Annotated in this window: 6 protein-coding genes; all 6 read right to left on the bottom strand. The window is 39.2% G+C overall.

Going from position 1 to position 11,532, the window contains the following annotated elements:
* Nucleotides 1-14: 14 nt before the first annotated feature.
* On the bottom strand, nt 15-2,642 hold the full coding sequence (locus BUA97_RS00945) for a glycoside hydrolase family 3 C-terminal domain-containing protein (protein WP_139258172.1): 2,628 nt from the start codon (nt 2,640-2,642) through the stop codon (nt 15-17).
* A 391-nt stretch (nt 2,643-3,033) separates the two neighbouring features.
* The gene (locus tag BUA97_RS00950) at nt 3,034-5,559 is read right to left on the bottom strand and encodes a glycosyl hydrolase 115 family protein (protein ID WP_072995944.1); all 2,526 of its coding nucleotides are present in this window, start codon (nt 5,557-5,559) and stop codon (nt 3,034-3,036) included.
* A gap of 249 nt (nt 5,560-5,808) precedes the next feature.
* Nucleotides 5,809-7,752: a glycoside hydrolase family 97 protein gene (locus tag BUA97_RS00955; protein WP_072995946.1), complete on the bottom strand. Its 1,944-nt coding sequence runs from the start codon at nt 7,750-7,752 to the stop codon at nt 5,809-5,811.
* Nucleotides 7,753-7,794: 42 nt separating this feature from the next.
* Nucleotides 7,795-8,712 (bottom strand): alpha/beta fold hydrolase, encoded by a 918-nt coding sequence (locus tag BUA97_RS00960; protein ID WP_139258173.1) that lies wholly within the window; start codon nt 8,710-8,712, stop codon nt 7,795-7,797.
* A 29-nt stretch (nt 8,713-8,741) separates the two neighbouring features.
* On the bottom strand, nt 8,742-10,112 hold the full coding sequence (locus tag BUA97_RS00965; protein ID WP_072995950.1) for a glycoside hydrolase family 43 protein: 1,371 nt from the start codon (nt 10,110-10,112) through the stop codon (nt 8,742-8,744).
* A gap of 6 nt (nt 10,113-10,118) precedes the next feature.
* Nucleotides 10,119-11,522 (bottom strand): glycoside hydrolase family 43 protein, encoded by a 1,404-nt coding sequence (locus tag BUA97_RS00970; protein ID WP_072995952.1) that lies wholly within the window; start codon nt 11,520-11,522, stop codon nt 10,119-10,121.
* Nucleotides 11,523-11,532 lie beyond the last annotated feature (10 nt).

Consider the following 11,532-nt stretch of genomic DNA (forward strand, 5'->3'; position numbering starts at 1 on the left):
TCAATTGTAAGAGTTTAATTTACTTTTAATGGAATACTTTTCAAACCCGACTCATCAGAAGTTCCGCCATAGAAAATGGTATAATTTCCTGTTTTTGAAGCTAAGTCATCTACTTTTTCATCATAAAACTTGAAAGAATCATTGGAAACTGTAAGCTCAACGTTTTTGGTTTCGCCTGCTTTGATGAATACTCTTTCAAATGCTCTCAAAGTCTTTACAGGCGCAGATGCATCTTTATTTCTTTTCACATAAACCTCAACCACTTCTTCGCCGTCACGTTTCGAAGTGTTTTTAACAGGAATGGTAATCGTCAGATTTTCAGTTGTACTAATTGTATTTTTGTTCAATTTAGCATCACCATAATTAAATTTTGAATAACTCAACCCGTGCCCGAAAGCATAGAGCGGTTTTTCGGTCATATAACGGTACGTTCTTCCGACCATATCGTAGTTTTCGAAACCTTGGTGTTTACTGGTTTTAGAAAGATTGTTGTCTAATTGTGCCAGATTTTTATAAAAAGTAAGCGGTAATTTTCCAGATGGATTATAGTCGCCTGCCAAAACATCTGCCACAGCCGTTCCGCCGGATTGTCCGCCGTACCAAGCGTTCAGCAAAGCATCATAATTTTTTTCGTCCTGCTCCAAACCTAGCGAACTTCCTGTACAAAGTACGAAAACGACAGGCTTTCCTGTTTTTCTTAATTCTGCCAACAAGTCACGCTGAACTTTTGGAAGATCGATAGACGTTTTATCGCCACCCTTGAAACCTTCTGCGTTCACCAACATTTCTTCACCTTCCAGACTTGGTGACAGTCCGCCGGCGAAAATAATAACATCAGCATCTTTCACTTTTTCTTTAACGGCAACAAAATTCACAGGATCTTTTCGGTACACATCGAAAGTGATGCTCACATATTTACCTTTTTGACTGTGACGAAGTTCAATATTATATTCCTTTCCTTTTTCCATTTTCACGGAAAATTCTGAAGGGTGTCTTGCATCGGGACCTTTTCTGGTGGCGATTTCTTTTCCGTCCACAAAAAGCGTGTAAACATCTGATGTAGATGGCGAAAGAATTACATCTCCGGTGTAAGTACTTTTGAAAATTCCCGAGATAATTGCCGAAGTATTTTCTCTTCCCACATTCGGAGCAAGCTGAGTTCCGCCAAAACTATTGTAGTTGATTCCGCTTTTGTTGACAGAAATATTGGCAGATTTTCCTTTGAATTCAATGTTGTTAAAAAACTCAACCTTCATTCCTTTTTCGCCATTTTTTTGGCTTATGAAATTTTGATATAATGAACTTTTTGATGATGGATCTGCTACTTCAGTTCCTTTTTCATAAATGATTTCGGAGTTTGGAAGTTTAGCTTTAATTCCATCTAAAATGGTGACGATAGACGAAGGCGTACCGTTGTAATTCCCTAATTGCATCAATCCGTCATCAGCGTTTGGACCGACAACTGCAATTTTTTTAATGTTTTTATTTAATGGCAAAACATTCTTTTCGTTCTTCATCAGCACAATTGATTTTTGCGCCATTGTCAGAGCCTGTTTTTTATGTTCGTCAGAATCCACCACAGAATATGGAATGGCGTTCCAGTGAACGGAAGATTTTGGGTCAAGCATTCCCAATTCAAACCAGCCTTTCAGGATTCTTCTCATCGAAACATCCAAATCCTTTTCAGTAATTAAACCGCTCGCCAGAGATTTGTTTAAATTATTATAGGTATCGCCACATTCCAAATCTGTTGAATGTTTCAGTGCATCTGCAGCCGTACTTTTTTCATCGGGATGTGTTCCGTGGTACTGTTTCTGGTAGAAATCTGCCAAAGCCCAACAGTCGGAAACCACCATTCCGTTATAATTCCATTTTCCACGAAGAATTTCCGTCAGTAAAGTATTGTTGGCACAACAAGGCTGACCGTCGAAAGCGTTGTAAGCACACATCACTTCTCTCACATTTCCTTCCAAAACCAAGGCTTTGAAGGCCGGAAGATAGGTTTCATACAAATCTCGTTTTGAAATTTCTGCGTTGTAGGAATGTCGGTTCCATTCCGGGCCGCTGTGAACGGCGAAGTGCTTTGCGCAGGCGTGCGTTTTGAAATATTTAGAGTCGTTTCCCTGCAAACCTTTTACGGCAGCAACGCCTAAAACTGATGTTAAAAAAGGATCTTCGCCATAAGTTTCCTGACCTCTTCCCCATCTCGGGTCGCGGAAAATATTGATGTTGGGTGTCCAGAAAGTCAAACCTTCGTAACGTCCGGTTTTGTTGGATTCATCGAAATATTTATTGTATTTTGCCCTGGCTTCATCAGAAATCATTTCAAAAGTTTTGAGATGTTCCGCAACGTCCCAAGTTGCCGCCATTCCGATGGCTTGAGGAAAAACCGTCGCTGTTCCTGCTCTTGCCACGCCGTGAAGCGCCTCGTTCCACCAGCCGTAAGCGGGAATTTCCAAACGTGGAACTGCTTTAGACTGGTCCATCATCATTCCGATTTTTTCATCAACGGTTAGTAATTCCAGGAGATTTTCGATTCTTTTTTCGACCGGAAGTTTAGGGTTTTGGAATGGATATTTGAAAGTTTGCGCCGATGAGAAAGCGCAAATGAAGATTGATAAGGAAAACAGAACTTTTTTCATTATAATTTATTTAAAAATATCACTGGAATATCAAATCAATTCAAATAATTGAAATTCGATATTCGGTTGATAACAAATATAAGATTCTATTTTTAATAAATGTATAATTAACACTTATTTAATTGAAATTAATTTTAATATTTGATATCAAATTATTTAATCAAAAAAAACCATCAGAAATCTGATGGTTTAAAATTCATATTGGCGACCTGTTTCTTCATCTAAGGCTTCGACTCCGCTCAGCCTGACAATGTTGATGATTAAGCGATTGGAATTGAGATGTTTTCGTGGGTATTTCGTCTTTGCTCAATATAAAATCAGTCGAATGATTCTGCGTAATCGATTGATTATCAAAATAAATATTTATCAGGTAATATCGCATATCAACAATTTATTCCGTTTTATAATCACTTTCCGGCGCTCCCAGATAACTCGGCTTCAGTCCGCCGGTATTGATGAGAATTTTCTCCAAAACAATTCCCGGTTCCATAACTCTGAAACGTAACGTGTGTTTTCCTAGTTGTGTAATCTGATGTTTTGTCATTGATTTGATGATGTGTTCCGACTGCCATCTTCCCAATTCACCTTTGTAATGACCGTTAAAATTGACGATTTGAGGGGTTTGTCCGTTGAAAGAAATTTCATAACGTAATCCTTTATTATGATTATAATTTAAAGTCGGAGCTAATAATAACTGGACTTCAAACTCACCTTTTGATTCAAAATTCATATCGTATTCCAAATAGACATTTTCATTAGTTTTCGGATACGCATTTTGTGGAAAAGTCGTCACACCGGATTTTGTTTTTCCGAAATCAGGAATCACTTCCCAATGAATTCGGTCCGAATCACTTTTTCTGGCAAAATTCTCGGCTTCAATGGAAACGTAACCGTTCTTTTCCTGAAACACTTTGTCTTTGGATGCATTATCATCATAAATATAGGTCACTTCGGGCATAATATTTTGTTTTCCGTCCGCCCAGGTTTTGTAACCAATTTTCATCTGGTCCATCATATGTTGCCACTTTCCGCCGGCAATTACATTGTTGTATTGATTATCCAAATAGGCATTTCTGTCAAAATATTCTTTCACTTTATCCGCATAATAATTGGCTTTCAAATCATATTTGGCAGCCAATTCTCGGTTTTTGGCAACGGCGTAATACATTTCGTACAAATTACTGCACGCGTCAATCGGATACAAAACCAATTGATAATATGCATCCTGATACTCTGCAGGAATTTTTTCTTTTAAGCGTAAAGCTTCCAAGGCCAACGCTCTGTAATCATTCAGAATTGTTTCAAATTCATTATAATTTTCCAGGCTGAAAGTTTTGCCGTCCAGCGTTTCCGGAGTTACACGGCGGTTGTATTTAGCATAAACATTAATCATTCTTGCAATTTCTTTAGCGTGTTTTTCTCCAAATTGTTCAGCTGACCATTTTTCGGTGTATTGCAAAAGGTTTTTGGAGTTAAACTGTTTCGGATTCCAGGCCATTTCAAGGAAAAAGCTGATCGGGAATTCCATCGGTTTCAAGTCACCCACATTTACGACCCAAACCTTATCTACTTTATGTTCGTAAGAAAGATTCATCTGCTCCCAAACTCTCTGAATCGGGTTGATGTTAATCCACTTCGAATTTCTCGGTCCGCCCACATAGTCAAAATGGTAGTACATTCCGTAACCGCCTTTGTGCAAAGGCTTGGAAAGGTCCGGAAGTTTTCTCACATTGCCCCAGTTGTCATCACAAAACAGCAAAATCACATCATCCGGAACGCGCATTCCTTTGTCGTAATAATCCTGAACTTCTTTGTACAAAGCCCAAACCTGCGGTGTTTTATCGGCTCTTTTTCCTGTCACATCAGCAATGATTTTACGCTGGTCATTCACCACTTTTTCGAGAAGCGAAATGTTGGTTCCCTCTCCCATCGCTTCGTCGCCGTCACCACGCATCCCCACAGTCACTAGTTTTTCCCAGTTTTTACTTCTTTCCAATCCTGATTTCCAGAATTCTTTCAAAACTTTTTCATTCTTAGAATAATCCCAGACATTCGGGAGATTATTTTTCTTGATGTAGCGATGCCAATCGGTCTGCGCCAAAGCCATCGGTTCGTGGTGCGAAGTTCCCATCACGATTCCCATTTCGTTGGCCAAAGGTCCGCTCAAAGCATCGTCGTCATAAAACGCTTTTCCCCACATAGCAGGCCAGATGTAGTTGCCTTTCATTCTTAAAATCAGTTCAAAAACTTTCTCATAAAATTTAGAATTGATTCCGCCGAAAGTCGCTCTTGCCCAACCTCCCAAAGAAGGTTCTTCATCATTCAGGAAAATTCCACGATATTCCACAGCAGGCTCTCCATCGGTATAAATTCCTTTTTTGAAGTACAAATTTTCCTTCGCGGAAACCGGAACATCCGCCCAATAGTACCATGGTGAAACGCCAATCTGCTGAGACATTTCGTAAATGCCGTAAATCGTTCCACGTTTGTCACTTCCTGCAATTACAATCGCTTCCGAAACCCCCGGAAACGGATTGGTAATATTTTGAATGATGTATTTTTCGTTTTTTCCGATTAATAATTTCCCGTCAATTTTCTTTTGTTTGATTAAATCATCAATCACAGATTTTGTTCCGACCGTTCCGATGATAATCAGAGGGGAATTCATCCCTGAAATCTGATTCAAAATCGCTGGTTTTGTTCCCGTTACTTTCTGAAAATCGGATTGCAAATTTTTTACGGCTCTCAAAATTCCATTGTCGATTTCTGTATTCGTGAAAATGGAAAGACTGACAGATTTTTCTTTTAAAACAATGTTCTCTGATTTTTTTTCAGTGTTGATAAACGGTTCTGTTGCATTAATCTGCAAACAACATCCGAACAATGTGACGAGAAGAAATATTTTTATACGAGTCATAATCTTTTAATTTTATTGATAATGAAATCTTGCTATGTTATGTTATTGAACCCTTTCAGGGTTCAGATCTTATTTACTTTATGTTTTCCATAGGTTGCACCTACGGCTATTGATATTGAATCCTGTGGATTCTTTTATTGCATCAAATCTCTCGCAGCCCGGCTTGAACGGAAATCCTTTTTTGCATTGGGAAAAGCCATGGCAAAAAAGATTGGGAGTGGAAGACGGATTAAGCTGCCCAAAAAAATCTTAATTCCTCAAAACAAAACCACCATTCGGCTGAATTTCTACATTGAAATCTCCTTTTGTATTGACTTTCACTTCTTTTTCGGATGAATTTCCCTGAGCATCGTCATTAATGAATTTCACCTTTTTTCCCGCAAACATCGGGAGATTGATTTTCAATTTTTTAACCGTTTTTTCTGCATTAATTCCCGCCACAAACCATTGATTCTGATGTCTTCTTGCAATCACAGAATATTTCCCGGGATAACCGTCGATGAAAATAGTTTCGTCCCAAAGTGTCGGGATTTCTTTCATAAAATCGAGCTGGAATTTCGGAGCATCTTCCAGATTATTCGGCATGACGGCAAACATCTGAACCGGGTTTTGAAACAAAACCGCTGTTGCCAACTGAAAACTGTCTGTTGTGTGTCTTTTATTCTTTTCTTTATTGGATTTTGTCAGGTATTTATTAAGAAAAGTTCCGCCAAATTCCATACTTCCCACCGTGTTTCTGATGAACGGATGCAAAGTCGCAAAAAACGCTTCCTGCTTGCGTACATCTTCCGAAAAATACAGCATTTCCGACGCTAAAACCGCTTCGCTTCCTGCATAATTCGGGTACATCACTTCCCAGCCTCTCGGCAAAGTCGCCCCGTGGAAAATGATGGTCAAACCAAAATCATTGGCATCCGACAGAATATCTTCATACAAACGCATCGTTTCCTGCTTGTCGCCACCGAAGAAATCGACTTTCAGACCTTTCACACCGACTTCCTTCAGCCATTTCATTTCTTTTTTCCGCTCAACCGCTGAACTCATTTTGTTTCTAGGTCCCATCGGAGCATCATTTGCAGAACCGTTGGAATTGTACCATAAAAGAACATTGACATTCTTAGATTTTGCGTATTGAATGAGATTTTTCATCCTATCTTTTCCGATATTTTTGTCCCAAAGAGCATCCATCAGAATGTATTCATAACCGAGTTTTGATGCTAAATCGATAAAGAGACTTTGGTCTTCGTAATTCATACTGTTGTCCTGCCAAAGAATCCAGCTCCACGTTGATTTTCCGAAAGTATATTTCTGCGAAGGTTCATACATTGGCTCAACCACGTCAAAAGGAATCGTAGTTTCAACAATTGGTTTAAGAGAATCGCCAATCGTAATTGTCCTCCAGGGCGTTTTCCCCGGAAGCGAAATTGCTGCTCCTGTACTTCCGAAACCATTGTTTTCAGCCATATTTGGATAAGCGACTTTATAAAGATTTTTTTCTGAAGTAGTGTCGAGATGAGAAGCGCAATAAAGACTGTTCACGCCAGTTTCAGACAATAAAATCCAGCCGTCATTTCCAACGCGAAACAGACTTGGAAAAACGTAACCATAATCGGCTTTTGTTCCTAATTCCGCATCAGCTTTGTAACCGCTTTCGTAACTTGGTGCAGTTCGGGCAAAACCTGTCATCGGTTTCATCATTGGCGAAAGGAAAGTTGTGGTTTGAGATGGAAAACGATAGCCTGTAGCTTCGTCAGTAATTACCATACTCAATGTTTCTCCCTGATTTGGAATCAAATATCTGAAAGCAACATTGTTATTGCTAACCTGAAACTCGATGTCCAGCTTTTTTCCGGAAGTTGTTTCATAAGAACAAATCACAACATTCGCATTGTATTGTACCTGAGATCTTTTGATTTTTTCGTTAGAATATTTTTTACTGATTTTATCTTTTTTTGAGTTGATAAATTTCATTCCTTTCGTAAAATCCTCAACATTGGATTTGAAACCAAGCGGCGATTTTTCCAGCATCGTTTTCCCTTCATAAACTACTGAATATGAAGGAACTCCCAAATTATTCGTTAGCTCCACTTTTAATTTTTCATCCGGACTTACAACGACTGCATCTTGTCCGTAAACGAAACTTGTAAACCCTAGTAAGAAACTGAACCTTGTAAACTTTATAAACTTTTTCATTATTACTTTTATTCTAATTGTATTGATATTACTTTACTCGTGCTAGAATTTATATTTTTTGATATATGCTTTTATCGCTTTATTCAGATCTTTTTGGTTTTCTAAAAAAGGCATGTGCCCGACATCAGATCCCCACAACATCATATTAGGAAACTTTATTTTTTTATAATGATCGGGGCCAACCATCCAATCGCTTTTACCATAGAAAAAGAGCACTGGAACTTTTACATCGCCAGCATCTTTTGTGAAGTCCTTCCAATAATCGTCGATGGAGAGAGCAACACTGCTAAAATTATTATTCCAGTTTGGAATTTCACGGTAACTCGAGTTCATCAGATTATCACTTTCCTGTGATGCAAATGCCATTTTCCAGCGTACTTTTTTATCATCCATCTTTTTGCCCACTTCCATCATTTTTTTTAATAACATTTCTGACGATGTATTTTCGGGTAGCGGATCCTGCTTTTCATATGTCAATTCGTATGCTTTCGATATCCAACTCCTGGAAAAACTATCTTTCATACTAAGGGTACAATTGATCATAATCATCCCCATGATTACCTCAGGATGCTTTTCCACATAACCCATCTGAAGTATTCCGCCAAAAGAATGTCCGATGGTCAGCCATTCTTTTATCCCCAGAGCGTTTCTTACTTCTTCAAAATCCTGAATCATTCTATCCAAAGAATAGTTTTTATCATCCGGAGATGATGATCTGCTTACACCTCTCTGATCCAAATAAATCATTTGAAAGTTTTTCTCTAATTCGCTTCCATAGAATTTTTCTAGCCAGTAACTTCCGGATCCCGGCCCTCCGTGAAGATATAAACAAGGTGTACCTTTTCCTTTCACATTAACGTACAATTTCACACCGTCAGAAGTAACAATCACTCTTTCCTGAGCTTTAGAAAATGTTGCTAAAAAAATGACTACGAAAAATAATAATTTTGAAGTTTTCATATTTAGTGTATTTTCATTCAATTCCGATATTACTTTGAAAACAGCCAATAATCAAAGTACATTATGTCTTTTTGTGCCTTTCCTCTAAATACAAAATAAATGTCGTGAACGCCTGTGATTTTTTCTTTTAATTCAGCTTTTACAGTTTCCCAACGATCATCTCCACCTGTTAGCGGAATTTTTATTGAGGTTACAATTGGTCCGCTAAGATTGTCCAAATAAACATCCATTGTCACATCGCTGTTGTGAGTTGTTCCAACTCTTGCTAAAAAACCTTTTGCCCCATCCTTACCAAAATCAAGGTTTTTGACACTCGTGTAAGCACCGTTCTTTTTAGCTTTGATGAATACACCAGCCTCCTTATTCTGATACGATTTCACATTTTCCGACCACGCAATCATTTCCGCCTGATTGAAAGCATAGGGATTGACCGTCGCGATAGCTTTTGTAATATTATTGGTCATTTTGAAAGGCGAAATAGAACCGTCTTTGTTGAATTCCATTTCCTGAACGCTTACCGAACGGGTAAATCCGCTTCCGCCCGGCAACGCGCCGTTGTGGTAGAAAAAATATGTTTTCCCTTTAAAATCAATCACACCAGGATGGTTGGTGAATGATTTTCCTTCAGTCGGCATTATGATTCCGCCATATTTCCACGGACCTTGCGGACTTTTACTTGTGGAATATCCGATAAATTCAGGAAGTGGACCGCCTGGCCAGAACAGGTAATACAGGTTTTTGCGTTTGTACAGCCAAGGTCCTTCCTCGTATTTTGTAGGTCTTTCAGGATTTTCTTTTCCGTCTCTTTTTCCGAACGATTCTAAGGTCATTGGAATTTCAACAATATCGCCTGAATAGGAAATCATATCCTCATTAAGTTTGACATATTTCAATTTGGGATTTCCCCAGTACATATGTGCTTGTCCGTCATCATCAACGAAGATGGTCGGGTCTATATCACCCCATTCACTTTGAACAAGAGGTTTTCCAAGCGGGTCATGAAACGGCCCAAAAGGACTGTCGCCCACTGCAACACCGATCGCTCCTTTGTTGTTGGTTTTAGACCACATAGGAACGTACATGAAAAATTTGCCGTTCCTTTCCACACATTGGGCTGCCCAAGCATCACGCTTTGCCCAGTCGAAATCTTTGTAAGAAAGAATAGTTCCGTGATCTGTCCAGTTTACCATATCGTTGGTGGAATACACTTTCCAGTCGTTCATCGTAAACCAAGTTGAATCGTCTTCATCGTGCGTGGTGTAGACGTAAAGCCGGTCGTTGTAAACCATTGGCGCAGGATCTGCGGTATAATTAGTTTGAATAATGGGATTCTGGGAAAACAACATTCCTGGAGCACCCATGAGACAAATATTTATGATTGATTTTATTCTTTTTTTCATATTGAATTATTTTTTCTTGAAACTCCAGTGGTCAAAATTGAATAGCTTTCTTCCTGCCGTGATATTTTTTCCTTTAAATAAAAAATACACATCGTGAATACCGGAAATTGATTCGGTTATTTTTGAGTTGAAGGTTTTAAATTCTTCCCAACCTCCAGTTCTCGGAACTTCGATTTCTGCAATTTTATTCCCATCTAATTTATCGAGTCTGACTTCTAAAATTCCGCCATCGATTCCTGCTCCTATTGAAGCTGAAAATTCAGACGCTCCATTTCCGAAATCGACCGCACGAACTTTGATGTAACCTCCGACTCTGATGTCAGATACAAAGACGCCGGTTCTCTTGTTTTCGGACGTAGAGCATTTCTCCGACCACGCCATTGTTTCGGCTTCGTTTCTTTGGTAAGGATTTAATGTTCCGACAGGATTAACGCCTTCTTTGGTCATTGTAATTTTGGGAATACTTCCGTCGGCTTTGTATTCAAATTCTTCAATCGCCGTCGAACGACCGTAACTTCCGCCGTTCGGCAATAATGCAGTGTGATAAAAAAGGTAAGATTTTCCTTTGTAATCGACAATTCCGCCGTGGTTGGTGAAACTGTTAGTTGGCTGGTCGGTCATTATTTTTCCCTGATATTTCCAAGGACCTGTTGGCGAATAACTTGTTGCGTACGAAAGACATTCTGTGCGGTTTGTCATTCCGGCATACATCATATAATATTGATTTTTACGCTTGTAAAGCCAAGGTCCTTCCACATAAACATCTTCAAATTTTTCCTGCTTCTGCAAAACATCCTCACTTTTTCCGGGGCGTCTTAATCCGCCAAAAGCTTCAACAGATTGAGGAATTTCTATAATTTCACCATCATACGTCGTCATATTTTTATTGAGTTTCACATAAAATAATTTGCTGTTTCCCCAATAAAGATAGGCCTGTCCGTCATCATCAATAAAAACCGTCGGGTCGATATTATCCCAGGTTCCCGTTGTCACCAAAGGTCTTCCCAAAGCATCTTTGAAAGGTCCGGTCGGACTGTCTGAAACCGCCACACCGATTGCCATATTGTTATCAACCGTCTGAGCGCAGATGTACCAGTAAAATTTACCATCGTGTTCTACACATTGTGCCGCCCACGCTCTGTCACGAGCCCAGCTAAAAGATTCCAGCGAAATCGGGGAACCATGGTCTGTCCAGTTCACCATATCTTCTGTTGAATAAACACGCCATTTAGTCATTGTATAAAAATCAAATCCCGGCTGGTCGTCTCCCGTGTAAGCGTAAAGCTTATTTTTGTAAACCATCGGCGCAGGGTCTGGCGTAAAATGAGTCTGAATCACTGGATTCTGAGCAGAAATCCCTGAACTCAACCCGCAAAAAAGAAGACCTATTATTATTTTTATATTTTTCATTGCATAGTTT

Source organism: Epilithonimonas mollis, assembly GCF_900142325.1.
Taxonomy (GTDB): Bacteria; Bacteroidota; Bacteroidia; order Flavobacteriales; family Weeksellaceae; genus Epilithonimonas; species Epilithonimonas mollis.